26 protein-coding genes and 3 tRNA genes are annotated in these 24,506 nt (G+C 71.3%); 16 read left to right on the top strand and 13 right to left on the bottom strand.

Annotated features, from left to right (window positions below):
• Nucleotides 1–47: 47 nt before the first annotated feature.
• Nucleotides 48–2,012 carry a carboxypeptidase regulatory-like domain-containing protein gene (locus tag ACMCNO_RS00185; RefSeq protein ID WP_412747400.1) on the bottom strand — a complete coding sequence of 655 codons (1,965 nt, stop codon included), beginning with the start codon at nt 2,010–2,012 and terminating at the stop codon, nt 48–50.
• Between the two features lie 238 nt (nt 2,013–2,250).
• Between ACMCNO_RS00185 and ACMCNO_RS00180 the strand changes: the two genes are divergently transcribed.
• The 5 genes from ACMCNO_RS00180 to amcA all read left to right on the top strand — a co-directional run bounded on the left by ACMCNO_RS00180 (nt 2,251) and on the right by amcA (nt 6,971).
• Nucleotides 2,251–2,535 carry a sterol carrier family protein gene (locus tag ACMCNO_RS00180; RefSeq protein WP_412753564.1) on the top strand — a complete coding sequence of 95 codons (285 nt, stop codon included), beginning with the start codon at nt 2,251–2,253 and terminating at the stop codon, nt 2,533–2,535.
• An 86-nt stretch (nt 2,536–2,621) separates the two neighbouring features.
• The gene (purF, locus tag ACMCNO_RS00175) at nt 2,622–4,229 is read left to right on the top strand and encodes an amidophosphoribosyltransferase (RefSeq protein WP_412747399.1); all 1,608 of its coding nucleotides are present in this window, start codon (nt 2,622–2,624) and stop codon (nt 4,227–4,229) included.
• 87 nt (nt 4,230–4,316) lie between these two features.
• Complete coding sequence (gene purM / locus ACMCNO_RS00170) at nt 4,317–5,459, top strand: phosphoribosylformylglycinamidine cyclo-ligase (RefSeq protein WP_412744097.1); 1,143 nt, start codon at nt 4,317–4,319, stop codon at nt 5,457–5,459.
• A gap of 212 nt (nt 5,460–5,671) precedes the next feature.
• The gene (amcB, locus tag ACMCNO_RS00165; RefSeq protein WP_412747398.1) at nt 5,672–6,778 is read left to right on the top strand and encodes a cyclophane-forming radical SAM peptide maturase AmcB; all 1,107 of its coding nucleotides are present in this window, start codon (nt 5,672–5,674) and stop codon (nt 6,776–6,778) included.
• Nucleotides 6,744–6,971, top strand: coding sequence for a multiple cyclophane-containing RiPP AmcA (gene amcA, locus ACMCNO_RS00160; RefSeq protein WP_412747397.1), 228 nt, complete (start codon nt 6,744–6,746; stop codon nt 6,969–6,971). Before amcB ends, amcA begins: the two co-directional genes overlap by 35 nt.
• A gap of 134 nt (nt 6,972–7,105) precedes the next feature.
• Here the strand turns inward: amcA and ACMCNO_RS00155 are convergent, their stop codons facing one another.
• Nucleotides 7,106–7,318 carry a DUF3073 domain-containing protein gene (locus ACMCNO_RS00155; protein WP_412747396.1) on the bottom strand — a complete coding sequence of 71 codons (213 nt, stop codon included), beginning with the start codon at nt 7,316–7,318 and terminating at the stop codon, nt 7,106–7,108.
• 181 nt (nt 7,319–7,499) lie between these two features.
• Nucleotides 7,500–8,579 carry a Glu/Leu/Phe/Val family dehydrogenase gene (locus ACMCNO_RS00150; protein WP_412747395.1) on the bottom strand — a complete coding sequence of 360 codons (1,080 nt, stop codon included), beginning with the start codon at nt 8,577–8,579 and terminating at the stop codon, nt 7,500–7,502.
• Between the two features lie 149 nt (nt 8,580–8,728).
• Between ACMCNO_RS00150 and ACMCNO_RS00145 the strand changes: the two genes are divergently transcribed.
• The 6 genes from ACMCNO_RS00145 (at nt 8,729) to ACMCNO_RS00120 (ending at nt 13,507) form a co-directional block, all read left to right on the top strand.
• Complete coding sequence (locus tag ACMCNO_RS00145; protein ID WP_412747394.1) at nt 8,729–9,568, top strand: hypothetical protein; 840 nt, start codon at nt 8,729–8,731, stop codon at nt 9,566–9,568.
• A gap of 302 nt (nt 9,569–9,870) precedes the next feature.
• Nucleotides 9,871–10,080: a BldC family transcriptional regulator gene (locus tag ACMCNO_RS00140; protein ID WP_014687221.1), complete on the top strand. Its 210-nt coding sequence runs from the start codon at nt 9,871–9,873 to the stop codon at nt 10,078–10,080.
• Nucleotides 10,081–10,227: 147 nt separating this feature from the next.
• The gene (locus ACMCNO_RS00135) at nt 10,228–11,004 is read left to right on the top strand and encodes a class I SAM-dependent methyltransferase (RefSeq protein WP_412747393.1); all 777 of its coding nucleotides are present in this window, start codon (nt 10,228–10,230) and stop codon (nt 11,002–11,004) included.
• Entirely contained in the window at nt 11,001–11,561 is a 561-nt protein-coding gene (locus ACMCNO_RS00130; RefSeq protein ID WP_412747392.1) for an RNA 2'-phosphotransferase, read from the top strand. The genes ACMCNO_RS00135 and ACMCNO_RS00130 overlap by 4 nt, the downstream gene beginning before the upstream one ends.
• A 48-nt stretch (nt 11,562–11,609) precedes the next feature.
• Complete coding sequence (locus ACMCNO_RS00125; RefSeq protein ID WP_412747391.1) at nt 11,610–12,173, top strand: hypothetical protein; 564 nt, start codon at nt 11,610–11,612, stop codon at nt 12,171–12,173.
• The gene (locus ACMCNO_RS00120; RefSeq protein WP_412747390.1) at nt 12,170–13,507 is read left to right on the top strand and encodes a PrsW family intramembrane metalloprotease; all 1,338 of its coding nucleotides are present in this window, start codon (nt 12,170–12,172) and stop codon (nt 13,505–13,507) included. The genes ACMCNO_RS00125 and ACMCNO_RS00120 overlap by 4 nt, the downstream gene beginning before the upstream one ends.
• A 75-nt stretch (nt 13,508–13,582) precedes the next feature.
• On the opposite strand, the gene ACMCNO_RS00115 is transcribed toward ACMCNO_RS00120, so the two are convergent.
• Complete coding sequence (locus ACMCNO_RS00115; RefSeq protein ID WP_412747389.1) at nt 13,583–13,831, bottom strand: hypothetical protein; 249 nt, start codon at nt 13,829–13,831, stop codon at nt 13,583–13,585.
• 129 nt (nt 13,832–13,960) lie between these two features.
• Between ACMCNO_RS00115 and ACMCNO_RS00110 the strand changes: the two genes are divergently transcribed.
• Both ACMCNO_RS00110 and ACMCNO_RS00105 read left to right on the top strand, forming a co-directional pair.
• Nucleotides 13,961–14,377 (top strand): hotdog fold thioesterase, encoded by a 417-nt coding sequence (locus ACMCNO_RS00110; protein ID WP_412747388.1) that lies wholly within the window; start codon nt 13,961–13,963, stop codon nt 14,375–14,377.
• A 50-nt stretch (nt 14,378–14,427) separates the two neighbouring features.
• Nucleotides 14,428–14,820 (top strand): hypothetical protein, encoded by a 393-nt coding sequence (locus tag ACMCNO_RS00105; protein ID WP_412747387.1) that lies wholly within the window; start codon nt 14,428–14,430, stop codon nt 14,818–14,820.
• 6 nt (nt 14,821–14,826) lie between these two features.
• On the opposite strand, the gene ACMCNO_RS00100 is transcribed toward ACMCNO_RS00105, so the two are convergent.
• Nucleotides 14,827–15,144: a hypothetical protein gene (locus tag ACMCNO_RS00100; RefSeq protein WP_412747386.1), complete on the bottom strand. Its 318-nt coding sequence runs from the start codon at nt 15,142–15,144 to the stop codon at nt 14,827–14,829.
• 112 nt (nt 15,145–15,256) lie between these two features.
• Between ACMCNO_RS00100 and ACMCNO_RS00095 the strand changes: the two genes are divergently transcribed.
• The 3 genes from ACMCNO_RS00095 (at nt 15,257) to ACMCNO_RS00085 (ending at nt 17,244) form a co-directional block, all read left to right on the top strand.
• The gene (locus tag ACMCNO_RS00095) at nt 15,257–15,895 is read left to right on the top strand and encodes an HAD family hydrolase (RefSeq protein WP_412747385.1); all 639 of its coding nucleotides are present in this window, start codon (nt 15,257–15,259) and stop codon (nt 15,893–15,895) included.
• A gap of 27 nt (nt 15,896–15,922) precedes the next feature.
• Entirely contained in the window at nt 15,923–16,333 is a 411-nt protein-coding gene (locus ACMCNO_RS00090) for a hypothetical protein (RefSeq protein ID WP_412747384.1), read from the top strand.
• Nucleotides 16,334–16,458: 125 nt separating this feature from the next.
• The gene (locus ACMCNO_RS00085) at nt 16,459–17,244 is read left to right on the top strand and encodes a class I SAM-dependent methyltransferase (RefSeq protein ID WP_412747383.1); all 786 of its coding nucleotides are present in this window, start codon (nt 16,459–16,461) and stop codon (nt 17,242–17,244) included.
• A gap of 1,478 nt (nt 17,245–18,722) precedes the next feature.
• On the opposite strand, the gene ACMCNO_RS00080 is transcribed toward ACMCNO_RS00085, so the two are convergent.
• The 8 genes from ACMCNO_RS00080 to idi all read right to left on the bottom strand — a co-directional run bounded on the left by ACMCNO_RS00080 (nt 18,723) and on the right by idi (nt 24,489).
• Complete coding sequence (locus ACMCNO_RS00080) at nt 18,723–20,366, bottom strand: methyl-accepting chemotaxis protein (RefSeq protein WP_412747382.1); 1,644 nt, start codon at nt 20,364–20,366, stop codon at nt 18,723–18,725.
• A 272-nt stretch (nt 20,367–20,638) separates the two neighbouring features.
• Nucleotides 20,639–21,196, bottom strand: a complete 558-nt coding sequence (locus tag ACMCNO_RS00075) for a hypothetical protein (protein ID WP_412747381.1) — start codon at nt 21,194–21,196, stop codon at nt 20,639–20,641.
• Nucleotides 21,197–21,478: 282 nt separating this feature from the next.
• Nucleotides 21,479–22,051, bottom strand: coding sequence for a hypothetical protein (locus ACMCNO_RS00070; protein WP_412747380.1), 573 nt, complete (start codon nt 22,049–22,051; stop codon nt 21,479–21,481).
• Nucleotides 22,052–22,553: 502 nt separating this feature from the next.
• Nucleotides 22,554–22,630: transfer RNA gene (locus tag ACMCNO_RS00065), tRNA-Phe, on the bottom strand.
• Nucleotides 22,631–22,640: 10 nt separating this feature from the next.
• Nucleotides 22,641–22,717: transfer RNA gene (locus ACMCNO_RS00060), tRNA-Asp, on the bottom strand.
• 40 nt (nt 22,718–22,757) lie between these two features.
• Nucleotides 22,758–22,830: transfer RNA gene (locus tag ACMCNO_RS00055), tRNA-Glu, on the bottom strand.
• Between the two features lie 134 nt (nt 22,831–22,964).
• Nucleotides 22,965–23,933: a MerR family transcriptional regulator gene (locus tag ACMCNO_RS00050; RefSeq protein WP_412747379.1), complete on the bottom strand. Its 969-nt coding sequence runs from the start codon at nt 23,931–23,933 to the stop codon at nt 22,965–22,967.
• On the bottom strand, nt 23,923–24,489 hold the full coding sequence (idi, locus tag ACMCNO_RS00045; protein WP_412753563.1) for an isopentenyl-diphosphate Delta-isomerase: 567 nt from the start codon (nt 24,487–24,489) through the stop codon (nt 23,923–23,925). Before idi ends, ACMCNO_RS00050 begins: the two co-directional genes overlap by 11 nt.
• Nucleotides 24,490–24,506 lie beyond the last annotated feature (17 nt).

Raw genomic sequence — 24,506 nt, 5'->3', positions numbered from 1 at the left:
GAAGGCCGACCCCGGTGCCTCGGGGCCGGCCTTCGGTGATGCGTTGATCAGCCGTTATGCCACTGCTGTTGGGGCGGTGGCCCGCCCGGGCGGCCACCCTGCTCGTAGTACCCGTCGTCGTCGCGGTGTCCACCACGGCCCTGGCCCTGGTCCGGCGCGCCGCCGGGGCGGCCGTACATGGCGCGGGCGTCGTAGCCGCCCTGGCCGCCCGCGTAGCCGGGGCCGCCCTGGTCGGGATACCCGCCGGGCTGGCTGTAACCGGGTGCGGGGGCGTAGCCCTCGCCCGGGCCGTATCCAGCGGTCGGCGGACCGTAGCCGCTACCGGCCGCGGGGGCGCCGCCGTACCCGCCACCGGCTGGCGGTGCGCCACCGGCCGGGCCTGCCCAGCCGCCGTAGCCGCCCTGGTCGCCGGGGGCGGGAGCGGGTGGGTAGCCACCGGCGTGGTAGGCGCCACCGCCCGCGTCGGGGCGGCCTCGTCCGGCGGGCGGGTATTCGGGCTCGGCTCCGTAGCCGCCCTGGTCGCCGTACCCCTGGTCGTAGCCGGGGCCCTGCTCGTAGCCGCCGCCGGTGGGCTGCGGCCGGTACATTCCGGTCGGCTCGTCATAGCGCTGCTGCGCCCCGTCGCCGTAGCCGTCGGCCGCGCCGTAACCGCCGTACCCGTCCGCGTGGTCGGGCGCGGCCGCGTAGCCGTAGTCGTCGTAGCCGCTGGCCTGCGCCGGAACGGCGGCGGCGCCGTACTGGGCAGCGCCGTAGCCACCGGCGGCGACGGCCGGTGCGCCGTACGCCCCGGCGGCGCCGGCCGCGGCGGGTGCCGAGCCCCAGCCGCCCGGTCCGGCGTAGCTGCCCTGCGGGAGCGGCGGTGCGCCGTACGGGTCGGGGAATTCGTCCACTGCCGGGACCGGCTGGTGCAGCATGGTCGGGGCGTCGCCGATGGACGGCGCTGCCGTGACCATCGTGGCCTCGTTGGCGCGGTTGCCGGCCGGGGCGGCGACCCGGGTGGCGTCGCCGCCCGGATACCGGTTGGGGCTCGGGGCGCCGCCGTCGGCGGCAGCACCGTCGGTGTCGTCGTTGCCCTTGCGCCGCATCAGCACGAGCACGATCGCGCCGACCCCGGCGGCGACGAGCAGTCCGCCGAGGATGATGAACAGCAGCGAGCCGGAGCCGCTGTCCTCGGTGGAGGCGGCGTTGGTCGGCGTGGGGCCCGCGGTCGGCGTCTGTGCGGGTTCCGTCGGCGTGTCGATCGCGGCGTCCGTGGAGGGCGGCGCGGTGGCCGTGGCGGTCGCCGTCGGCGTCGCGGACGGGGTGGTGGCCACCGAGGCGAGCGTGAGCGGCACGTTGATGGCCCGGTTGGCCCCGCCCTGCACGTTGACCGTGACGGTCTTGTAGCCGGGCTTCGCCGCGCCGACGATGATGTTGCCGGTGGCGATTTGCTGCTGGTCCGACGAGGTGAACTGGTAGCCACCGTCGTTGCTGCTGGTGGTGCTGTACCGGTGTCCGGCGCTGTCCTGCAGGCCCACCGTGGCGCCGGACAGGGCCTTGCCGTCGCCGTCCTTGACCCGGCCGGAGATCTGCCGCACGGTCTTAGGCTTGTCGGCACCACGCACGGTCACGGTCTGGGACGCGTTCCCGCTGTCGGAGCCGAGGGACGCGGTGATCTGGACCTGGACCGTCCTGCTCTGCCCCGCGTCGACCGCTGGGGCGGTCAGCTGCGCGGTGAAGCTCTGGCTCTGCCCCGGCTCGATCTTGGCGGCGGGGGTGCAGTCGCCGCTGCAGTTCATCCCCGTGACCGACACCCGGACCGTCGCGTCGCCGGGTCCCTCGGTGTTGGCGTTGGTGACGGTGTACTTCAGCGTCGTGCGGCCGCCGGAGGGCAGCTCCGTGGACGACAGGCTGTCGATCGAGACCGACGGCTGGGCGGCCTGCGCCGCCGCCGGTGCGATCATCAGGATCCCACCGGTCAGTGCCAGGAACGCACCGGCCTGGACAGCCCGGGCACGTAGGTGCGTTGTCACGTCCACCGCCTTCCGGTCGCACGGTCTCCGGCTGCTCAGGTTGCCCGGTAGATCCCGCGACGAGTACACACCGTCGGTCACTATGCCTTGTTCACCGTCTTCTGCGCGACCCAGGGCCGCCGAGCAATATTCGTAGGCCGGGTCGTATCGTCCCGCTGTGTCCCGTGCGCACAATAAATCCGAGTCCCTGGCCGTCGTGGTGGACGCGCTGAGCCGCGGCCTTCAACCCGACCGAACGATGCTGCGTGACGCGGTCCGGTACACCCTTGCGGACCTTGCGCGCCGTGCCCCCGGCCGATCGGTGGAGGTCCGCGTTCCACCGTTCGGTGCGATTCAATGCGTCGCGGGTCCGCGGCATACCCGCGGGACACCGCCCAATGTGGTCGAAACCGATCCGGCGACCTGGGTGCTGCTGGCCGCGGGACGCCTGGGCTGGGCGGACGCGGTGGCGGCCGGCCGGGTCGTCGCCAGCGGGACCCGGACGGACCTGTCGGCCCTTCTGCCGCTGGTCGATGGCGACTGAGCCCGGGTAGTGTGCTGCCGCCTCGCGTACACTGGTCCGTCGGAACTGACCCGCGAGTCGAGCAGACCACGTGAGGGAGCGAGCAGGTGCCCCGAGGCGACGGCCGGTTGACCGACGATCTCGACCCACAGGAGCACGGCCCCCGGGATGCCTGCGGCGTCTTCGGTGTCTGGGCCCCCGAGGAAGAGGTCGCGAAACTCACCTATTTCGGGCTTTTCGCGCTACAGCACCGCGGTCAGGAGGCGGCGGGCATTGCGGTGAGTGACGGCTCCGGGGTCGTGGTCTACAAGGACCTCGGTCTGGTCTCGCAGGTCTTCGACGAGCCCACCCTCGCCAGCCTGCGCGGGCACCTCGCGATCGGTCACACCCGGTATTCGACCACGGGCGGTTCGAACTGGGAGAACGCCCAGCCGACCATCCGCGCCACCACGGCCGGCACGACCATCGCGCTGGCCCACAACGGCAACCTGGTCAACACCGCCGAGCTGGCCCGCGAGGTCGCCGAGCGCGGCCTGGAGAACGACCGTCTGGCCACCTCCGACACCGCGCTGGTCACCACGCTGCTGGCCGCCCGCCCCGACCTGTCGGTCGAGGCCGCGGCACTCGAGGTGCTGCCGCGGCTGCGCGGCGCGTTCAGCTTCGTCTTCATGGACGAGAGCACTCTGTACGCCGCGCGCGACGCCCAGGGGGTCCGCCCGCTGGTGCTGGGCCGGATGGAGCGGGGCTGGGTGGTCGCCAGCGAGACCGCCGCGCTCGACATCGTCGGCGCCAGCTTCGTCCGCGAGGTCGAGCCGGGCGAGATGATCGCGGTGGACGAGCACGGCCTGCGCTCCAGCCGGTTCGCCGCGCCGGAGCCGAAGGGCTGCCTGTTCGAGTACGTCTACCTGGCCCGCCCGGACACCACCATCGCGGGCCGCAACGTGTACTCGGCCCGGGTGGAGATCGGCCGCCGGCTGGCCAACGAGCACCCGGTCGAGGCCGACCTCGTGATCCCCGTGCCGGAGTCGGGCACCCCCGCCGCGATCGGGTACGCCGAGGCGTCCGGCATCCCGTACAGCGCGGGGCTGACCAAGAACGCGTACGTGGGGCGTACCTTCATCCAGCCCTCGCAGACCATCCGCCAGCTCGGCATCCGGCTCAAGCTGAACCCGCTGCGCGAGGTGGTCCGGGGCAAGCGCCTGGTCGTGGTCGACGACTCGATCGTGCGCGGCAACACGCAGCGCGCGCTGGTCCGGATGCTGCGCGAGGCCGGCGCGGTCGAGGTGCACGTACGCATCTCCTCGCCCCCGGTCCAATGGCCCTGCTTCTACGGCATCGACTTCGCCACCCGGGCCGAGCTGATCGCCAACGGCCTGGAGATCGACGGCATCCGCCGCTCCATCGGCTCGGACTCCCTCGGCTACGTCTCCCTGGACGGCCTGGTCGCGGCCACCGAGCAGCCGAAGACGCGGCTCTGCATGGCCTGCTTCGACGGGCAGTATCCGATCGAGCTGCCGGCCGGGGATCTGATCGGCAAGCACCTGCTCGAAGGCGTCGGCCGTCGCGCCGCCATGCCGTCGGCCACGCCGGAGGAGGCGACCGCCGCGGTCGCCGAGCTGGAGGCCGAGTATGAGAACGCCGAGCACACCGACGAGAATCGGGGCGCACCCCTCGTCGCCAGTCCCGGCGGCGGGGACGCGCTCAATCGTCCCTGACCGGGAACCCACCGCAGCACACAGACGTCGTAAGAACCGGCAGCACCGGCACAGTAACCGCGCACCACGCGCACAAAGGGGAGAACCGTGACGCACGTGTCCGAGCGCAACAGCGCCGGCGCCGAAGGCGCCGACCGCCAGCCCTGGACGGCGGGTGCGGGCCGCGCCCCGCGGAAGCGGACGGTCACGTACGCGGACGCCGGGGTCTCGATCCACGCCGGTGACCGCGCCGTCGAGCTGCTCAAGACCAAGGTCAAGAAGACCACCCGCCCTGAGGTGATGGGGGACCTGGGTGGCTTCGCGGGCCTGTTCCGGCTCAACGCCGGCAAGTACCGCAGCCCGATCCTGGCCTCCTCGACCGACGGGGTCGGCACGAAGCTGGTCATCGCGCAGCAGCTCGACATCCACGACACGATCGGCATCGACCTGGTCGCCATGGTCGTCGACGACCTGGTGGCCTGCGGCGCCGAGCCGCTGTTCCTGCTCGACTACATCGCCTGCGGCGAGGTCGTGCCGGACCGGGTCGCGGAGATCGGCGCCGGCATCGCCGACGGCTGCCGGTACGCGGGCTGTGCCCTGCTGGGCGGCGAGACGGCCGAGCACCCCGGCGTGATGCGCCCGGACGAGTACGACGTCTCCGCCACCGGCGTCGGCGTCGTGGAGGAGAGCGAGATCCTCGGCCGGGAAAAGGTCGAGATCGGCGACGCGGTGATCGCGATGCGCTCGTCCGGCCTGCACTCCAACGGGTATTCGCTGGTCCGGCACGTGCTGCTGGGCGCGGGCCGGATGCGGCTGGACACGGTGGTCGACGACTTCGGCGGGCAGCGGACCCTCGGCGAGGAGCTGCTGACCCCCACCAAGATCTACGCCAAGGACTGCCTGGGCCTCATCGAGGAGACGGACGTCCGGGCGTTCGCGCACGTCACGGGCGGCGGCATTCCCGGCAACCTGGTCCGGATCCTGCCGGACCACGTCGACGCGGTCGTCGACCGGGCCACCTGGCGCCCCCAGTCGATCTTCGACCTGATCCAGGCCAAGGGGCGGATCGACGACGCGGAGATGGAGGCCACGTTCAACATGGGCGTGGGCATGTTCGCGATCGTCTCCGCCGAGGACGCGGACCGGGCGATGGCGTACCTGACCGGCCGTGGCGTCGAGGCGTGGCAGGTCGGCGAGGTCGTCGAGGGCACCGGTCAGGTGCAGATGATGGGGCAGCACACGCGCGGGTGAGTTTCTGCGCGATGGGTGTGCAATGATCCGCGCGTGTCGATCGTTCGGCGCGCGCGGATCGTCGTTTCGGTAGCACGGTGTCTCAGCAAGCGGAGGGGTGGACTAACTCGGGTGGACGGCTGCACTTAGCCTGACCTGAGTCGACGACGTTGGCGGACGGAGGTGGACGGGTGGCCGTTTCGCGGCCGCGACACGGTGGTCCCTTCAACGGCATGCGCGGAATTTCGGCCGTGCCCACCTACGTCGTCATGCAACCCACCACGCTCTGCAACCTCGACTGTTCCTACTGTTATCTGCCGTTCCGCGCCGATGATCGGCGCATGCCCGTGGCTGTGGCCGAGGCGGTGGCGGAAGCGGTCGAGCCGTGGGCCCGTACCGGGCGGTTCTCGGTCGTGTGGCACGGCGGCGAGCCCCTGGCCGCAGGCCGCGACCACCTCGCCACGTTGCTGGCGCCGTTCGGCCCGGCGGTGGAGCACCATGTGCAGACCAACGCGACCCTGATCGACGACGCGTGGTGCGAGTTCTTCGCCGAGCACCGGATCCGGGTCAGCGTGAGCGTGGACGGGCCCCGGCAGCGCAACGACGACCGGGTCAACCGGGGCGGGCGGCCGGCGTACGACCGGATCGTGGCGGGGATCGCGGCGCTGCGCCGGCACGGCATTCCGTTCTCGGCCCTGTGCGTGGTCGCCAACCCCGAGCCGGGCCTGGCCGCGGAGCTGTATTCGTACTTCCTCGACCTCGGCTGCGACGTGCTTGGCATCAACGTCGAGGAACTCGAGGGGGTCAACACCAGGACCAACCGCCATCCCGCCGCGGCGGTGACCGGGTTCTGGGCCGAGCTGGTGGCGGCGTGGCGCCGCGACCCCCGCATCCACCTACGCGAGGTCGAATGGTCGCTGCGGTATGTGGCGTCGGTGCTGGACGGCACCGCGGACGAGGTGCTGCCGCGCCGCCTCGACCCGATCCCCACCGTTGCCCATGACGGCTCGGTCGTCCTGCTCTCGCCGGAGCTGGCCGGGTTCTCGGACCCGCGATACGGCGACTTCACCAGCGGCAACGTGCTGACCACGCCGCTGGCGGAGATCCTTGCGGGTGCCCTGGACACGCCCTGGATCCGGGAGTTCATCGACGGGGTCGAGGCCTGCCGCGACACCTGCCCGTACTTCGGGTTCTGCGGTGGCGCCCACGCGGCGAACCGCTACTTCGAGCACGGTCGTTTCGATGGCACGACGACGGACCATTGCCGCAACAGCAAGATTCGCCTACTCGAGGGAGTGCTGAACCATGCACGAGATCACGAGCCCACGGCCGCAGTCTGACCGCGGGGACACGGATCCCGTGACGGCCCGCGTGCAGGAGAACCGCGCCGGGCTGGCGGCACTGCTGCGTGAGGCGGAGGTCGCGCGGCGCCACCGGGCCGAGACCGGTACGCAGGAGGATTCCGCGGTCTGCGCGTGGAACCACTTCGAGAACATCCCGACGTTCTACAACTGGAACAACCGCCCCCGCTGACACTGCAGCAAGGTGAGCCCACGCGGGTTACCCCGCGTGGGCGTCGTGTTGTCCCCTACCGAAAACGCCGCTCTGCCTCGGCCCGCGACACACAGGAGCACGCGGAGTGCCGCGTGCTCTGCGCAGTACGAAGGTCAGCGCCGCGAAGGCGACCAGGAATCCTGGTCGTCGTCCGCGTCGTCCTCATCGTCGTCGACGAACTCGTCCGGGTCGTCGTCGAAGTGATGATCGGACTTACCAGCACTCGCCAGTTCGCGCTGCAAGGCGGTGAGGTCGGTGTTCGGGGAGTGGTACTTCAACTCCCGGGCCACCTTTGTCTGCTTGGCCTTAGCACGGCCGCGCCCCATGGCTCGACCCCCTCGCACAGAATTCGGGGCAGCCCGAAGGCGGGCCCCGATGACGTCAGGCATCTCTCGTGGCTCTTACGGTACATGGACGATGCCGCCTTCGGCACCTCGGGTTCTCGGGTGACACCGCCGCGCGTCGCGGCATGTCGGCGACCGGACGCGCGACGGTGTCAGAGGCGGGTCAGCCGAGGTAGATGGTGCGCAGGCGGCCGACCTCCGCCATGCGGCGCTCGGCCAGCCGGTCGGCGGCGACCGCGGGCGGTACGCCCTCGTCGTCGGCCAGTCGCAGGATCTGCCCGGTGGTGTCGAAGATCTTCGTGGCGCGCAGCTTCGCGCGTTCGAAGTTGAACCCCTCGATCTCGTCCGCCACCTGGATGACCCCGCCCGCGTTCACCACGTAGTCGGGGGTGTAGAGGATGCCGCGTTCCTCCAGCATCTTCTCGATGCCGGGGTGGGCCAGCTGGTTGTTCGCGGCGCCGGTGACGACCTTGGCGCGCAGCAGCGGCACGGTGTCGTCGTCCAGCGCGCCGCCCAGGGCGCACGGCGCGTACACGTCGATGTCGCCGGTGATCAGGGCGTTGGTGTCCGACACGAGGTCGATCTGCGGGTACGTCGTGCGTGCCCACGCCAGCGCGGCCTCGTTGACGTCCGTGGCGACGACGGAGGCGCCGTCGTCGATCAGGTGCGCCACCAGGTAGCGGCCGACCTTGCCCAGACCCGCGACGCCGACCCGGCGCCCGGCCAGGGTGGGGCTGCCCCACAGGTGCTCGGCGGCGGCCCGCATGCCCTGGAAGACGCCCCAGGCGGTGAGGATGGAGGAGTCCCCGGCGCCGCCGTGCTCGACGCTGCGGCCGGTCACGAAGCGGGTCTCGCGGGCGATGACGTCCATGTCCGCGACGTACGTGCCGACGTCGCAGGCGGTGTAGTACCGGCCGTGGAGCGACTCCACGAAGCGGCCGTAGGCGCGCAGCAGCCCCTCGCTCTTGAGCTGGCCCGGGTCGCCCCAGATCACGGCCTTACCGCCGCCGAGATCCAGCCCGGCCAGAGCGTTCTTGTAGGCCATTCCGCGCGACAGGCGCAGCACATCCGTGAGGGCCTCCTCCTCGGAGGCGTACGGATAGAAGCGGGTGCCGCCCAGGGCGGGCCCGAGGGCGGTGGAATAGATACCGATGATCGCCCGCAGGCCGGTGTGCCGGTCCTGGCAGAAGACGACCTGTTCGTGCCCGTCGGCGTCGCTGCCGTCGTTGATGAACACGCCCATCGCTTGCTCTCCTGATTCATTGGTGAGGGCCCTCGTGAGGCCCTGATCGGCGGGGTGTGCCGACACCGGAAGCCTAATCGGGAAATCGACCTTCGGATTCCCCCCGCGCGGGAAGTCAGCTGGCGCCGATTTCGTGAAAGACTCGCGCCGTGCCGTCACTGTTCGCGTCGTACCTGCGGGTTTACGAGCCCCTGACCGCCTTCGACCGCGACCGGCAGGTTTTCTGGCGCCGGTACGCGACCGAGGGGCGAGCGCTGGGCCCGGTCGAGGGACCGGTCAAGCAGCGCACCGCCGTGCTGGAGGCGCTGGGCGCCGGCTGGACCCGGCTGCCCGACCTGCCCGACGAGGCGTACGTGCTGGAGTGGGAGGAATCGCTGCTGGTGTGCCCGTGGAATCTGCGGCTGCGGGTGGCCGAGGCGGCGCTGAGCGCCCGCAGCGGGGTGCCGAGTGTGCTGGCGGACGCGTTCGTGCCGCCGGTGCTGGCGGGGCAGGCCAAGGCGGTCGTGGAGGACTGGCGCAACGGGGCGAAGGTGCTGGAGCGCGGGGTGCCCCGGGTGCACGAGCAGATCGCCACGTGGGGGGTGCCGCTGCGCTGGTTCGTCTTCGTGGATCTGGAGGAGCGGGAGATCGCGCTGGGCGGGCGCCGCCGGGTCCTGCGATATCGGACGGAGATCAGCAAGGCGCGTCGCCGTGCCCATCGCGGGGTGTCGGTGCTGCGCAAGGCGTTGGGCGAGGCCCCGATCACCGAGGCGGTGGAGGAGGGGGCCCGGTGGCTGGAGGAGTTCCATCCGCGCTCGATCGTGGAGCTGGACTACGGCGGCCTGGTGACTCTGCTGCCCGACGAGATGCTGGCCGAGGACGACTCGCCCGGGCTGGTGGCGGCGGGGCTGTCGGCATTGTCGCGCGGCGATGCCGAGGCGGCCACGGAGGCGTACGAGAAGCTGGTGGCGCGGTGGCGCGGGGTGCAGTTGCTGGAGCGCTGCAACTGATCGACCGGTGTTGTCGGCCCAACCGAGTGAATCCGGACGAACGGGCATGATCACGGCACGAGAGAGCGCTCCCAAGACGAACACTCTTCGTAATCGCCGTCGCTCGAAGCGTGATTTTCGGTCCAAACGAGACACTTTCTGGCGTAGAAAACATGGATAAATCGGGCATGCTTCATCCGTCTATCTAGGGACGTTCGGCCGTTCGGCCCATGTCGGACATCGGGGACTAGCCGGACCATGAGAGACGCACCGGCCGGCGGGACCCCGGCCGATGTCTTTAGGTACCTGTGGAGGAGTAACCGATGGCATCGCGTACGCACGATCCTGAGCCGCTACTAACGCCGGCCGAGGTGGCGTCGATGTTCCGCGTCGACCCGAAGACCGTCACCCGGTGGGCGAAGGCCGGCAAGCTCAGCGCAATCCGAACGCTGGGCGGGCACCGTCGCTACCGGGAGTCGGAGGTTCGCGCACTGCTGCAGGGGCAGATTCCCACGCAGCGGCAGGGTGACTGACGCAAACAGTCGACCAAGGGACCGGAGCAAGGGGCGAGCGCTGGGGTAGGCGATCGCCCCTTCTTCGTATCCGGGGTCAGTTGACCAAGGCGTACTTTCTCCGCGGCAAGTTGCTCCAACGTCGCCATGCGCACAAGACTCGTGCCAATGGACCAACCAGCCATCGGTGACGTCATCGGCGAGTTGCTCAAGGACGCGTACGCGATACGGACCGGGATCGGACCGCGCCCTCTCGCGGGCGGCCGGGTGCCCCGGCCGGTCATCGAGATCATCGAGCGCGACGACGGCCTGATCAACGGCGCCCCCGCCGACCAGTACCTCGGCGAGCCCGACGAGTGGCAGCCGCACGACCACCGCGCCCTGCGCCTGGTCCGCGGCGCGGTGCTCGACATCGGCGTGGGCGCCGGGCGCATCGCGCTCGAACTGCAACGCCGCGGCACGGCGGTCACCGGACTGGACATCTCCGCCGGGGCGATCGAGATCGCGCGGCGGCGCGGCCTGCGCGACACCGTGCGCTGCACGGTCGACGAGTACGCCCGCGCCACCGTCCGCTACGACACGTTCCTGCTGCTCGGCAACAACCTCGGGCTGCTGGAGGGCCGCGAGCGCGCCCCGGCGTTCCTCGCCGCGCTGGCCGCCCTGGCCCGGCCCGGCGCCCGGATCATCGCCCACGGCACCGACCCGTACGGCACCACCGATCCGGTGCACGTGGCGTACCACCAGCGCAATCGGGAGCATGGGCGGCTCGGCGGCCAGCTGCGCCTGCGGTTGCGGTACCGGCTGCTGGCCACCGACTGGTTCGACTACCTCGTCTGCTCCGTCGACGAACTGGAGTCGCTGCTGGTGGGCACCGGGTGGCGACTGATATCGATCGACGACGCCGACCGGCCGTACTACCTTGCGGTCATGGAGCTGACCGGATGACCGCGCTCACCAGCCAGCAGGTGCGCGTGAGCCGGCGCATCTCGATGCTGCTGCGACACCGCCCCGAACGGGCCGGTCTCACCCTCGACTGCAACGGCTGGACCCCGGTGGCCGCCCTGCTGGCCGCGCTCGGCATCGACCGGGCGGACCTGGACGCCGTGGTCGCGGGCAACGACAAGCAGCGCTTCGCGATCGAGACCGGGCCGGACGGCGTGGACCGGATCCGGGCCCGGCAGGGCCACTCCCGCCGGGTCCCGGTCGACCTGGATCTGCCGCCGGTGCAACCGCCGAACACCCTGTTCCACGGCACCCCGGCGGCCAACCTGGCCTCGATCCGGCGCGACGGGCTGCGCCCGGGCAGCAGGCATCACGTACACCTGTCCGTCGACGTGCCGACCGCGGTGGTCGTGGGCCGGCGGCGCTCCGCCGATGTCGCCGTGCTGCGCGTGGCCGCGGCCGAGATGGCGGCCGCCGGGCACCTCTTCCATCGCACCGACAACGGTGTCTGGCTGACCGCGGCCGTGCCGCCGGGATACCTCGCCGCCGACCTGCCCTAGGGATCCGTCCGCCCAGCACCCGCCGCGTTCACCCGCTAGCGTTTAGTGATGCGGAGGTTCACTCGGCATGAGCTGGCGAATCTCCTCGGCGCACTGGCCGTCGTCGCCACGCTCGCGGTTCTCGCGTTCGGGCTGCCCGCGCTGGACCGCGCGATGCCCGCCGAGCGGGCCGTGCGGGACGACCGGCCGTACGCGGTCGGGGCCGGGGTGACCGTGGTGCCGCCGCCCGGCGCCACCGTCGACGTGACCGGGACACGGCCCGGCGACGACCACGGCACCGCGCTGTTCCGGATCGGCCCGGTCCGGTACGCGATCTCCGTGCAGCCGTTCGACGGCACCCTGACCGCCGCCGCGACGCGGCTGCGCGCGCGCATCACCGGCACCCCCGGTTATCAGGTGACCGGCACCCAGCTGGCGATCGCGACCGCCAGCGGCATCAGCGGACTGCAGGGCGGATACACCGCACCCGGGCGGGGCGGCCGGTACGCCGTCTTCGTCGCGGACGGGCGCACCATCGAGGTCACCGTCAGCGGCACCGAGCTGGACCTGGGGCTGCGGCTGCCCATGATCGACACGAGTACCCGTACGTTGAGCTATCAGGCGGTGTCGTGACCGCGCACGCCCCGGTGCAGCCCGGTGGCCTGTCACCGGCCCGGCTCGCCCGGCTCCCCGCCTGCTGGATCGTCGCGGGCCTGCTCGTCGCGGGCGGGCTGCGGATCGCCCAGATCGGCGGCCGGTTCGTGGCGGCCTTCCCGCTGGCCACGCTCACCGCGACCGTGCTGTTCGGGCTGCTGGCCGTACCGTTCTGGCTGTTCGTCACGGAGCTGGACTTCTTCGAACGGGAGCCGACCGCGCTGCTGGCCGTGGCGCTCGCCTGGGGCGGTCTGGTGGCAACGGCCGTGTCCATCCCGGCGGGCGCGGCCCTCGGGGACATCGTCGCGAAGCTGACCTCGCCCGGCTTCGCGGCCGGGTGGGGCGCGGCCCTCACCGGGCCCACGGTCGAGGAGATCGCCAAGACCCTCGGCGTGGTCGCCATCGTGCTGATCGCCCGGTCCCAGATCAACAGCGTGCTCGACGGCATCGTGTACGGCGCGATCGTCGGGCTCGGCTTTCAGATCGTCGAGGACATCGTGTTCTCGCTCGGCGCGGTCGCGGTCGCCGGACGCGCCGACGACGTGCAGCCCGTGGTGGCGACGTTCCTGCTGCGCGGGTTCCTGTCCGGCGTGTGGAGCCACACGCTGTTCGGGGCGCTGGCCGGTGCCGGGATCGGCTACCTGGTCGTGGGCACGGACCGGTCCCGCCCGGCGCGGCTCGGGGTGGCCCTGCTGGCGGTGTTCGGGGCCTGGTGCGCGCACGTGCTGTGGAACGCGCCGCTGTTCGGCGACGGCCCCGGCAACGGCGCCGCCGGACTGCTGGCGGTGCTCGTGTTCAAGGGCCTGCCGCCCCTGCTGCTCATCCTGCTGCTGGTGCGGCGCGCGCACGACCGGGAGGCCGACTTCTACACCGCCCACCTGGCCCGGCTCATGGACCCCGGCCTGATCACCCCGGGCGAACTCACCGTCCTGCGCTCCGGCGGGCTGCGTGCGGCGGCCCGCCAGCACGCGCGGATCCGGTACGGCCGACGCGGCCTACTGGCGGTCCGTCGGCTGCAGCGTGTCCAGGCCCGGCTCGCGGTCGAGCTGAGCCGCGCCTGGGCGTGCTCGCCTGCCCCCGGTCCGCCGCCTGCCACCAGCGCGGTTTCCGGCGAAGACCCGGGAGCGCGGGTGCGGCGGCGGTGCGCCGAGGTCCGTACGCAGCGGGCCGTGCTGAGCGGGCTCGGCATGCCCGAGGCGGTGGCCCCGCGCACCGGTCGCGACGCCTGGGCCAGACGGGCCTGGGCCGTGGTCACGGTGGCGTTGGCCGTCGCGGTGGTCTGGGCCGCGCTGAGTGCACTGGACGGCGGCTGACCCGGTTCGAGCTGCGTGGGCCCGGCGGGGCCGTGCGGCGGGGCGGCGCGGCGGGGCGGCGCGTCTGCCGGCCGGTCAGAGCGCGGGCGGGAGGCCGCCGTCGCCGTCGACCACCACGTCCGGGGTGCCGTCCTGATCGAGGTCGACCATGGTGATGTCGACCTTGCCGTCCTGGTCCGTGTCGAACTGGAACAGGTCCGGCTTGCCGTCGCCGTCGGTGTCCGACACCCAGACGTCCGTGCGGCCGTCGCCGTCGGTGTCACCAGCGATCAGGTCGACGCGGTCGGTGCCGCGCGTCTCGATGGTCTCCCGGGGCTCGGTCATGGACTGCCTCCTCGTGTGGACTGGCTGATTCGATACCCAGCCAACGTAGGGCTGACGCACAACACCGCCCATCCGCCATGTGACCGTCATCGCACGCCCGGCCGGGGGCCGCCGGTAACGTTCCGGCTCGTGGACACAGCGGCGAACGGCATGGCCGAACTCTTCGGCAGCAGCACCGGGGCGCTCGGCGACCGGATGGGCATTGAGATCACCGAGGCCAGCCCCGAGCGGATCGTCGGCCGGATGCCGGTCGACGGCAACACCCAGCCGTACGGGCTGCTGCACGGCGGGGCGTCGTGCGTGCTGGCCGAGACGCTCGGCTCGGTGGGCGCAGCCCTGCACGGCGCGACCGTGGACCGCCCGTACGCGGTCGGCGTGGACATCAACGCCACCCACCACAAGGCGGTGCGTTCCGGCGTCGTCACCGGTGTCGCTACCCCGGTGCACCAGGGCCGGACCGCGGTCACGTACGAGATCGTCATCTCCGACTCCGACGGCGCCCGAGTCTGCACCGCCCGCCTGACCTGTCTGCTCCGGGCGGCGTGAGCAGCGGGGTTCGCGCGCGATTCTTGACGGATCCACGTACCTTTTTCCTCGTGACGGATGTACCCCAGCACGCCCTCGACGACGCGGCGCAGGTGCTGCACTGCGCGCTCAGCGGCGACAGCGATGCTGTGGTGGACACGTTCGACGCGGTGGTGGACCGTTCCGGGGTGGTCGGGGCCTGGGACGTCGCCTGGTGCCTCGCCGCCGCCATGGTGGGGCGTGACGTGGTGCGTGGCGGCGCCTGGACCCTGGAGTTCCCCGGCATCGACGACGCGCGCTACGACAAGCGCTGGGTGGCGCGGTTCGTCAGCGCGTACGCGAACGGGGACGTGCCGACCAGCGAGGCGCTGTTCAGCGCGGCGATCGCAGACGGGCAGCTGCCCGACTGCCTGCTCACCCTGGCCGGTTCGACCGTGGCCACGCTGCGCCACCGCGCGGCCTGACCCCGCTCAGAGGTCGTCGCTGGTACGCAGGTAGAGCGCCTTGGCGTACTGGGCCGCGGCGGCCTGGTGATACATCGTCGCCTGGGCCATGTACCACCCGTTGTCGGACAATGCCTTCTTCGCCCGGGTCATCCCCGACCAGCGGATGTCCGCATCCACCTCGGATCGCCCACGCTCCTTGAACGCCTGCCGCATCTGCATCTTCCCGGACCGGAAGATCTCCGCGGCCTCCTCCGCCTGCTTGATGCAGGCGAAACCCTTCTCGTTCAGGGCCTCGGCCAGCGTCCAGGCCGCCTGCTCGGCGGCGTTGGTGAACTTCGGCACGTCGCTCCTCCCCAACCGGTGACCGAGATCGATACTCCCTGACGGCGGTGCGGAACCCCGGTACCGGCGCCCGCGCGCCGCGCGGTTTTGCCCGAACGGTCACACTGGTGCGGTGCTTCTGCTCATCGACCTCGACAACACCCTCGTTGACCGTACGGCAGCATTCCGGCGGTGGGCGACGGGCTGGGCGCCCGCCCACGGCGGCGGTCCCGCCGACGTCGACTGGCTGATCTCGACGGACAACGACGGCTACGAGCCGCGGGAGCGGTTCGCCCGCAGCATCGCGGCGCGGTTCGATCTGCCGGACCCCGAATCGGTGCTGGCCGAGTTGCGCGAAGGGATGGTCCAGGAGCTGGAACTCGACCCGCGGGTGGGGCAGGCGCTGGTCGAGGCGACCGCGGCCGGCTGGTCGCCGGTCGTGGTCACCAACGGGACCGTACGCCAGCAGGAGTCGAAGCTGCGGCGCACCGGCCTGGACCGGCTGGTCTCCGGCTGGGTGATCTCCGAAGGCGTCGGCGTCCGCAAACCCGACGCCCGCGTGTTCGCACTCGCGGCGGCCGAGGCGGGGCTGCCCCTGCGCGGCTGGATGATCGGCGACCACGCCGAGTACGACGTGGGCGGCGCCGCCGCGGTCGGGCTCGACACGGTGTGGTTGCCGCGCGGACGATCATGGCCTGACGGGTTGCCGTACCGGCCCACCCGGACCGCCGCCGACTGCGCCGCCGCCATCACCGCCCTCGTCGGGGCCTGACCCGCGTACCTTCGGTAACCTGCGGTTATGGCCGAGGGCCGAGGCCGGGTGCTGCCGGCCGCCGTGCTCGCATCGGGTACCGCCGCCGTGCTGGCGCTGGCCGGTGCGTGGTGGGCACACGCCGCCCCGCGGGATCCCCCGCCCGCCCCGCCGGGCACCGGAGGCTTCGTGGTGCTGCAGCTCGACGACGGCGCGGTCGTCTCGTACGACGGGGCGCGCACCGCCATCACCGATCCGGCGAAGCAGCTGGCCCTGCTGCAACGCCTGGTCGACGCCCAGTGGCCGTGCCGGGTGCCGCGGCGCGCGCCGTTCCCGCGGACCGGCGGAATGGGCGGTCCCGACCGCCGGGTGCTGGTGCCGGACGGTGCGCCGGGGGTCATCCGGCTGCCGCGGTGCACCGGTCCCGGCGTGGCCGCCACGTTCGGCCCGGCCCGATAGCCGCTGCGCGCCGACGCGGTTCCCGGATGGGAACGGATGGTGTGGACGGTGGGAGGTCGCCGCGCGGAGCAACCCTTGGGCCCACCGGAGAGCGGCGCGTGGCATTCATCGATCAGAATGGCCGCATGACGGAGTCCAGGACGGTCGGTACCTCACCCGAGGACTACGACGCGATGCACCACGCGGCGCAGAACAGCCCGCTGCTCCACGCGCTGTGGGCGCGCGCGATGGGCGACGAGTATCCGACCGGCGTGGAGCCCACCAGCTATTGCTCCTGGTGGCTGCTTGGGCACGCCGTGTCGGCGCTCCGCCTGCCCGCGGGCGCGCGACTCGTCGACCTCGGCTGTGGTCGCGGCGGGCCGGGCCTCTGGCTGGCCAGAGCGTTGTCGGTTCGGCTCACCGGCGTGGACTTCAGCGCCGCTGCGGTCGAGCTCGCGGCCCAGCGGGCTGGCGATTTCGTCGCTCCCGGCCGGGCAGAGTTCCGCCAGGGCAGCTTCGAGCGAACCGGCCTACCCGACCATTACGCGAATGGGCTGGTCAGCGTCGACGGGTTGCCGTTCAGCCCGGACCGGCAGGGGGCGTTGCGCGAGGCCAGCCGGATCCTGGCACCCGGCGGCCGCTTCGTGCTGACCGTACGCGAACAGCCTGCCGACGCCGACGACTGGCCGACGATGGCGGCGGTCGCCGGATTCGATGCGGAGCTGGTCCTGGACAACACCGAGCACGACGGCTTCTGGCGGCGACTATTCATGTCGTACCCCGGGAACGCGGCGGGGCTGCGCGCGGAGCTCGGCGCGCGTGCGGCCGACAACCTGCTGCTGGAGGCCGAGCTGTTCCTGGCGGCGGAGGCCCCGAAGCGGCGCGCTCAACTGCTGGTGCTGCGCCGGCACGAACACGCGCCGGCCGCGTGAGGCACCGCCGCGTAGTAACCACACCGGCAGCTGAGCCGTCGACGCCGCAACCGCCGCCATCCGGCCGATCCTCGACCTACCCGTCGACCGACCAGCTCCCGCAACATCCGCATCATGAAGGCCAGGAACACGGCGCTGCCGACGAGCCCGACCCATCCGAACCAATCGTGATCCACTAGATCACCGGCACCGTCGGTGACGAAACTCCCAGCTAGGAAGCCGTAGAGCATGACCCATACCGGGGACGCAGGCGGCTTGGTGAACAGGGCCATGACGATCTCAACGGCGCTTCGCTTATCAGCTTGAGCACCCGCGGCCCGATGTGAGCGGCGTCCGCGACGCCGACAAACCCGGTAGGCCGCGACGATCGCCAGCGGGCTGAGCCGTGTCGAGGTCGCGGCGATCGGCTGCCGCGCCAGCAAGCTGGCTTGCCCTCGGACCCATGCCGGCGCGGCGGGCCGCCCCATTTGCTCAGCGGGCCGTTCCTGCATCCTCGACTAGGGCCCCAGTCTGATCTCCTGGATCGGACTGGGCGTCGTCGGACGACCTTTCCTCGGGGGTCGTCGTGGCAGGCCGCTCATTACCGTGCAGTTTCGGCAGGTACGGACCGCGACGCTTCCAGACGGCCATCACCACGGCCCAGTACGGCAATGCAACGAGCGCGAGGAGCCCCTTCCGGATGAACGGCTCGTCGATCCATCCACGGATGTATGTAAACCAAACGACGGGGGCAGTGAGCGCCGTAAAACCAGCGAAGGTAACCGTGCGCCACAGAATTCGACGACCGCGCTCTTCCGGCGGGTATATCAAAGCGTGCCTGGCTCGCCGATCCGCGCGTCCGGACATGCAGACCTCCCACCTCCGTCCCAGCGTGGCGGTAAACCACGCGCGCCCCACCGCAGACCTTCGTTGAGGCGCTGCCGCCGACATCATCGGCGCGGTACAGACCAATGTGAGCACGCCACCGAGGCCGTGACGATCGCCAGCGGGGCTGAGGCCCAGTGGGGGCTGAGACCCATCGAGGCGGGGCGATCGGCTGGCCGCAGGCCAGCTTGCTGGCGCGGCAGCCGATCGCCCCGGGTGGGAGTCGTAGTTCTGGCACCGGTCCGGGGGATGGCAGCAGAGCGGTGCCAGTCGTGCAGCGGACGTGCAACTCACGAGGGCGATCATGGGTATGCAGCGGGGCCACATCGGCGGTGGAGACCGAGCCACAACAACGAAACGCCGACCTGCGTTTCCGCTGGTCGGCGCTTCGGAAGCCCGTTTGGGCGCTGGTGGCCAGGGGCGGGGTCGAACCGCCGACCGGATGGTGGGCGCCATGATCATCCTGGTTGCTTGCCGGCGCTGTGCGCCAGCCGCGATTCGCCGCACGCACCACGGACGCCCCCCTGGCTTGAGCGCTTGACCTCGGTCCCGTGCTGCTCCGGGACGGTGGCGGCTCTGGCTTCAGGGGACGTCCGTCGTACGTGCCACAGGTGTCAGACGGTGAAGTTGGCGATCAGGGTCTTGAGGTGGTCCGACCTGCGGGAGACCGCCTCGGCGGCCGTGTGCGCGTCACCGGCGCCGGCGTTGGCGACCTGGCTGGCGTTGGCCACTGCGGCGATGGTGCCGGCGATGTCGGCGGAGGCGAGCGCGGCGGCGCTGACCGTACGGTTGATCTCGCTGGCGGTGGCGGACTGTTCCTCGACGGCGGTGGCGATGCTGGTCTGGTGCGTGCTGATCCCACCGACGATGGAGGTGATCTCGCTGATCGCGTCGACGGCCTTGGTGATGTCGTTCTGGATGGCGGCGATGCGGCTGGCGATGTCGCTGGTGGCCCGGGTGGTCTCCTGGGCCAGGTCCTTGACCTCGCCGGCGACGACGGCGAAGCCCTTGCCCTGCTCGCCGGCCCGTGCGGCCTCGATGGTGGCGTTGAGCGCGAGCAGGTTGGTCTGTTCGGCGATGTTGTTGATGGTCTGGATGACCTCGCTGATGCGGCCGGAGGATTCGCCCAGCTCGGTGACGATCCGGTTGGTGGAGTCGGCCACGTCGGCGGCCCGGTCGGCGACGCCGACGGCGTGGCTGGCGTTGCGGGAGATCTCGGTGATCGACGCGCCCATCTCCTCGCTGGCTGCGGCGAGTTCGGCGACGTTCGCCGAGACGTTGTCCGCCGAGCTCGCCACCACCTCGGCCTGGGAGCTGATGGCGCTGACGCTGGTGGCGATCTGACCGGAGACGTCGAACAGGTCGCGGGACGCGCCGGTCAGCTCGCCCGCCGAGTCGTCGATCGCCCGGATGAGCTGGCTCATGTTCTCGGTGGCCCGGTTGAGGGCCTGACCCATCTGGCCGAGTTCGTCCTGCGTGGACACCTCGACCCGGGCGGTGAGGTTACCGTCGCCGACCTGGTGCAGTGCGCCGGCGACCGCGCCCAGCGAATGCTTGATCCGGCGAGTCACCGTCCACGCGACCGCGAGCGACACGAGAAGCCCGACGGTAAGCGCCGCGATCAGGAACAGCCGGTTGGCCGCATAGGAGGCCGCGCTCGCCTTGGCCTGCTTCTCTGCGGCCTCGGTCTCGGCTTTGATCAGGCCTTCAAGGGCGACGTTGGCTTTCTGGACCTTCGGGTTGACCTCGGTGTTCCACACCCGGAAGTACTCGTCGGTGTTGTGCGCCCTGGCGAGCGCGGCCATCTTGTCGTGGCGTACCTGGCGGTAGAAGGTGACCAGCTCGGCGACTTCGGTCAGCCGCGGGTCGTGGGCGAACGTGCTGGTGGCCCTGTAGGCGGCCAGGGTCTGGTCCTGGACCGGGTCCTCGGCGGCGGCGACGCCCACCATCTTGTCCGCAACGGCTGGGTCGGGAGACATCGCGCCGAAGCTCATGAAGATCGTGTTCCGCTGGATGGACGACTTCAACCGGGCCAGCGTGGTGGCCGGCACCAGCGCGTGCTGGTAGGTCGCCTTCGCCGCGCTGTTGGCCCTGGCCTGCGCGACCAGACCCGCGCCACCCACCACCACCGCGATGAGGGCCATCAGGCCGACCGCGGCGAGAATCCTCGTACCGACCGAGATCCGGCCGAATAGTCCGACCGATACCCGCGGCAGAGTGGGGCGTCGCTTCTGTGCGGCGGTGACGTCCTGTTCCATGTAGGCCTTCCAGAGTCCGATAAGGGTGAACGCGGCCTCCAGGGACCAGGGAGCCGCCTCCACAAATTTCGGCCGCTCAAGGCGCGGGCTGATGGAGCCGGGGCCGACGATTCCCTCACCCGTCGGCCGAGGAACGCCTCAGTCCTGGCGAGATTGACGAGGGCGCCCGGGACCTCGCAGTTGACTACCTCGAGGGAGCCCCCGGCTCAACACCGACTCGAGTTGCGCGTTCGTCCGCCCCGGCTCCATGACTGTCCGGGAATCCGCCTAGATCATGGGGTCAGGGTCCATTGCGCGTTCGGGTAGTACTTCCCGAGGCGGAGGGAGAGTACTAGCCCGGTGGGCCGGGCCTGGGCTGGGATCTTGAAAGTGAGAGCAAGGTTGGCCTCGGTGTTCGGACCGATCGCAGACGGTGCGGCAGTCCCGGTCGGGAGGATCCGTACCGTTGGCGGATAGAACCTGCCGTGGTCGGTGTCCAACCATGCGCCGCCCTTGGAGAACGAGCCATCGAACGGCTTGGTCCCGCCGTTTTGGATCCGGACTGTGTAGGACGCCGCATCGTTCCCGGGGACGACCCGGAGTCGTGCCGTGAAGCCGAAGTCGCCCGTCACGGCCAAGACTTCACCGAGAGCCACCGGACCGACGAACGGCGCGTACTTGCGGATGAGGTCATCGGCGGCCCGCCTGGCGTCCTTGGCAGCGAGCGGATCTTCTGCGAGAACGTTGCTCTTAGCGAGAGCGGCCCGATACGACTGCGCCATCTGCTCTTCGCGTCGGTTCTTCACGACGACCGACGCGACCATGAGCATCATCGCGAAACCGGCGAGCACGGCTACTGCGTGGAGGCCCCAGTTTCGCGTCACGGGCCGCTATATCGGCAGGCGCAGCTCGAAGCTGCGGAGATGGAGGGCAAAACCATGCCCGTTGTACTGCCGAATTGACCTTTTCAGGATCAAGGCGCCGCGCAAGCGCGGCGCACCGTGCGCACTCGCGGCCCGCTGCTGGCGGCCTGCGGCCGGCATCGCGCACCGCGGCGCGCCGCACCAGCGGGGTGCCGAACTGAAGAATGCCTTACGGCAGAGGCACCTGGACGGCGACGGTAAGGGCGCTGGTCAGCATCCAGGCGATTCGCTGGGTCCCGGGAACCACGCGCTGACCGTGTAGACGTTGCCGTAGGCGCCATGGATTGAGGAATCGGGAAACTCGAGCTGCATGAACGCCGCACTGCCGTCGATCGTCTTTGTGAAGCAGAGGTCGTCGTCTTCGCTCAGCGTCGAGGGTCTGGCCGCACCCAGATCGGCGTCGGGGTCCCGGGCGGCGTTGCTCGCGGCCTGGCTCTCGGCGGGTGCCGGCACCACCGTCCAGCCGTCCTGCATGGCGATCGCCCGATGGAAGGCGGCCACCCCGCGCTGGTCCAAGTTCTCCCAGTAGTACTCACGCCCGGCACCGATCTGCCCACTGTCCGAGCCACACCCGCCGCCCTGATCGACAACCTCCGCCGGATCCGGATGAGCTGTGATGAATGGCAAGGAGGCCAGAGACTGGGCACGCTGCCGGTCGTGGTCGTTGGCGCAGCCGTCGCCCGACGGCCGAGCGTCCGAGCAGCCTGCCAGGGCCACTGCAGCAGTCAGGGCGGCGAGCGCCGCGACGCCGAGCCGATACTTTTTGGGTACCTGTCCTGGCACGCCGCTCACCCTAGGCAAGATCGGCTATCCACGGGTCGGTAGCCGGGGTTGCATAGCGGTCCCGGACGGGCATGAACGGTCACCGTTCCACGTCGTTGTACTGGGCTTTCGGACACAACGGTCTCCGCCGGATCTTCCGACCCCGCGCATAGCGCCTCCGGCGGGGGCGCTCGGGATCACGGGATGGGGGAGCCATCCCGCCCACCATCGACCCAGGCAAGCCGAGCAGACCACCGCCGGGGCCGCCAGCCTCCGTACGCGTTCTCGCGGTGGCCGCGTTATGGCGGCCCCGGCGGCGGCCCGCGCCCCGGAGGGTGGGTCGACGGTGAACGGGATGGCCGAAGGACGAGCGGCGGCGTGCAGCGAGCGTGCAACTCAGGGCGGTGATCATGGGTTTCCAGCGGTGAGCAACGGCTACATCGTCCTCCGGGACGGAGGCCGCAACGACGAAGCGCCGACCTGCGTTTCCGCTGGTCGGCGCTTCGGAAGCCCGTTTGGGCGCTGGTGGCCAGGGGCGGGGTCGAACCGCCGACCTTCCGATTTTCAGTCGGACGCTCGTACCAACTGAGCTACCTGGCCGTGGTGGCGCTGGCGGTCCTGACGGGACTTGAACCCGCGACCTCCGCCTTGACAGGGCGGCGAGCACTCCAACTGCTCCACAGGACCTTGCATAAACCCGCGTAACTACCCGACCGAGGCCGGTCCGTACCCCCAACGGGATTCGAACCCGTGCTACCGCCTTGAAAGGGCGGCGTCCTAGGCCACTAGACGATGAGGGCAACTCCGCCATCATTGCATACCCGCAATCCTGGCGGCGTGGGCCCTTACCGGCCCCGCTTGAGGCTTCGAAAGCATACGTGATGGGCCGGGCGGTCTCCAAACCGGTATCCCCGTCGCCGTGGCGGCCCGCCGATCAGCACCAACGGAGATCAATCCGCGGCCGTGCCGGGTCGGCCGCCGCGGTGACCGCCGCGACCGCCTCCGGCAGGCTGCCGAGTACGGGCACCCCGTCGGGCAGTTCGGCCCGGTCCCAGCCGGGTCCGGCCGCGGCCACGAGCAGCGGGCGGTGCGGGCCGTCGAGCAACCGGCCGAGCTGGCCCGGGTCGGCGGTGAGCCGTTGCTGGGACCAGAGCACCACCGCGGTCGGCCCGGTCCTCGTCACGGCGTCGTCCAGCGCCTGCGGGGGGACCCGGGCACCGAGCAACCGGCACGGCACCCCCCGCTCCGCGAGTGCTGCGGCCAGTGCCTCCAGCGGCAGGGTGTGCTGCTCCTCGTCGGTGGCGGCCAGCAGGATGCGGGCGTCCGTGCCGGGCGACGGCCGCGGCACCGCGCCGAGCACCTCGGTCACGCAGCGGGAGACGAGGTGCTCCACCTCGATGAAGCGCTGGGTCGCGGCATAGCGTTCGCCGATTCCGACGAGCACCGGCACGATCACCTCGTGCCAGGCCCCGACCACGCCGTGGTCGGCGACGTTCGCTTCCAGCAGATCGCGCACGGACGCGGCGTCGAGCCGTGCGGCGGCGCGGGCCACACCTCGGGCGCCCGGTCCGGCCCGGGCATGCGCAACGGTCCGGCCGCCGCCGCGCCGGGGCGCCGCGCCCTCGGCGGTCGCGTCACGGCCGTGCGACGACGGCCAGGCGACATCCATCGGTACGACCGCCCGCCGCGCCCATCCCGCGGCCTCAGCGGGCGTCATGCCGCGGGCGGTGAGCCGCCGCATCACCTCCAGGCGGTCCATGTCCTCGGGGGTGTAGCGCCGATGTCGCCCGGGGCTGTGCGCACTCGGACCCAGTCCGTACCGCTGGTGCCAGGTGCGCAGGGTGGTGACGGCGACGCCGAGCCGCCGGGCGGCGGCCCCGGCGGTGAGCGCGTCATCGGCCACCCGCGGACTCCCCGCCGGAGTCCAGATGCCGGATCAGGCACTCGGTGACCCCCGCGAGCCACGGCGCGTACGAGCCGGGATCCGCCGCCAGCGCCGAACGCAGCTCCCCCGGCTCCACCCACCGGATCGCAGCGACCTCCCGGGGGTCGGGGCTGGGCGCCCGCGCGGCGGGCAGGTCACCGACGAGGACGTGGTCGTACTCGTGCTCGACCCGCCCGGAGGCCGGGTCCTGCGCGCGGTACGCATACACCCCGGCCTCGGTGAGTGCCACGCCGTCGAGGCCGAGCTCTTCCGCGAGGCGACGCGCGGCCGCGGTGGTGAGGTCCTCCCCGGGCGCGGGATGCCCGCAGCACGTGTTGGCCCAGCGCAGCGGAAACCGGGTCTTGATGTCGGCCCGCTGCTGCAGCAGCACCCGGCCGTCCGGGCCGCGTAGGAAGACGGAGAACGCCCGGTGCAGCGAACCGGGTGCCTGATGGGCCTGCTCGACCGTGGCGGAGCCCACCGGCGCGCCGTCGGCGTCGACCAGTTCGACGAGGTGCTGCTCGCGGGAGGTCATACCCGTGCTCCCGAGGC

Origin of the sequence: Krasilnikovia sp. M28-CT-15 (assembly GCF_047159595.1) — a bacterium.
GTDB lineage: Bacteria > Actinomycetota > Actinomycetes > Mycobacteriales > Micromonosporaceae > Actinoplanes.
The sequence above is the reverse complement of the archived record's forward strand: the minus strand, read 5'-3'. Positions and strand labels throughout refer to the sequence as shown.

Coding starts and splice junctions, on each gene's coding strand:
- ACMCNO_RS00180 (WP_412753564.1), top strand. CDS start 2,251: ATGCTGCGTGACGCGGTCCGGTACACCCTTGCGGACCTTGCGCGCCGT.
- amcB (WP_412747398.1), top strand. CDS start 5,672: ATGCGCGGAATTTCGGCCGTGCCCACCTACGTCGTCATGCAACCCACC.
- amcA (WP_412747397.1), top strand. CDS start 6,744: ATGCACGAGATCACGAGCCCACGGCCGCAGTCTGACCGCGGGGACACG.
- ACMCNO_RS00155 (WP_412747396.1), bottom strand. CDS start 7,318: ATGGGGCGCGGCCGTGCTAAGGCCAAGCAGACAAAGGTGGCCCGGGAG.
- ACMCNO_RS00150 (WP_412747395.1), bottom strand. CDS start 8,579: ATGGGCGTGTTCATCAACGACGGCAGCGACGCCGACGGGCACGAACAG.
- ACMCNO_RS00140 (WP_014687221.1), top strand. CDS start 9,871: ATGGCATCGCGTACGCACGATCCTGAGCCGCTACTAACGCCGGCCGAG.
- ACMCNO_RS00135 (WP_412747393.1), top strand. CDS start 10,228: ATGGACCAACCAGCCATCGGTGACGTCATCGGCGAGTTGCTCAAGGAC.
- ACMCNO_RS00130 (WP_412747392.1), top strand. CDS start 11,001: ATGACCGCGCTCACCAGCCAGCAGGTGCGCGTGAGCCGGCGCATCTCG.
- ACMCNO_RS00125 (WP_412747391.1), top strand. CDS start 11,610: ATGCGGAGGTTCACTCGGCATGAGCTGGCGAATCTCCTCGGCGCACTG.
- ACMCNO_RS00115 (WP_412747389.1), bottom strand. CDS start 13,831: ATGACCGAGCCCCGGGAGACCATCGAGACGCGCGGCACCGACCGCGTC.
- ACMCNO_RS00090 (WP_412747384.1), top strand. CDS start 15,923: ATGGCCGAGGGCCGAGGCCGGGTGCTGCCGGCCGCCGTGCTCGCATCG.
- ACMCNO_RS00085 (WP_412747383.1), top strand. CDS start 16,459: ATGACGGAGTCCAGGACGGTCGGTACCTCACCCGAGGACTACGACGCG.
- ACMCNO_RS00080 (WP_412747382.1), bottom strand. CDS start 20,366: ATGGAACAGGACGTCACCGCCGCACAGAAGCGACGCCCCACTCTGCCG.
- idi (WP_412753563.1), bottom strand. CDS start 24,489: ATGACCTCCCGCGAGCAGCACCTCGTCGAACTGGTCGACGCCGACGGC.